This is a genomic window from Arthrobacter sp. JCM 19049, from assembly GCF_001310435.1.
Genome location: NZ_BAXF01000799.1, coordinates 1 through 756, shown reverse-complemented (window position 1 = coordinate 756; position 756 = coordinate 1). Strand labels below are relative to the sequence as shown.

Sequence of the window (756 nt, the reverse complement as noted above, 5' to 3'; positions counted from 1 at the left end):
TCACCGGCGTGATGGCCGCGGAGCTGTTCGAGACCCCCGGCAGCGGGGCCGGCTTTGTGATCAACGAGCTGGCGATGCGCCCGCACAACACCGGGCACTGGACCATGAACGGCTCGGTCACCAGCCAGTTTGAGCAGCACCTGCGCGCCGTGCTGGACCTGCCGCTGGGCGAAACCCGCGAACTGGGCCTGACCGTGATGAAAAACTACCTCGGTGGAGAAAACCAGGACCTGTACTCCGCCTTCTCCGCCGCACTGGATGCTGCGCCAGAGGTCAAGGTGCATGCCTACGGCAAGTCCGTGCGCCCCGGACGCAAGATCGGGCACGTGAACGTGGTGGCCAACACCGGGCAAACAGTTGATGAACTGCGTCAGCGCGCCGAGATGGTGGCCGCGTTGATCCGTGACGGCGTGAAGCAAAACGCATAGCCTATGCCTAGTGGTGGTGGCCTGCGCCACCCCAAGACAAGTTCAAGGAAGCAACGAATGACAACCTCTGCCCCCGTGGTCGGCCTCGTGATGGGTTCGGACTCCGACTGGCCGGTCATGCGCCTGGCCGCCCAGGCCCTGACCGAGTTCGGCATCCCCTTCGAAGCCGACGTGGTCTCCGCGCACCGCATGCCCACCGAGATGATCGAGTACGGAAAGAAGGCCCACGAACGCGGCCTGCGCATCATCATCGCCGGTGCCGGCGGCGCCGCCCACCTGCCGGGCATGCTCGCCTCGGTGACCCCGCTGCCAGTGATCGGCGTGCCGG

At 66.0% G+C, this 756-nt stretch carries 2 protein-coding genes; both read left to right on the top strand.

Annotated elements, in window-relative coordinates:
• Nucleotides 1-428 (top strand): ATP-grasp domain-containing protein (locus JCM19049_RS16355; RefSeq protein WP_279403446.1); only part of this gene is annotated, 428 nt, incomplete at its 5' end.
• Nucleotides 429-485: 57 nt separating this feature from the next.
• Nucleotides 486-756, top strand: a 271-nt coding sequence (locus tag JCM19049_RS16350) for a 5-(carboxyamino)imidazole ribonucleotide mutase (protein ID WP_279403445.1), incomplete at its 3' end; no start/stop codon positions are given.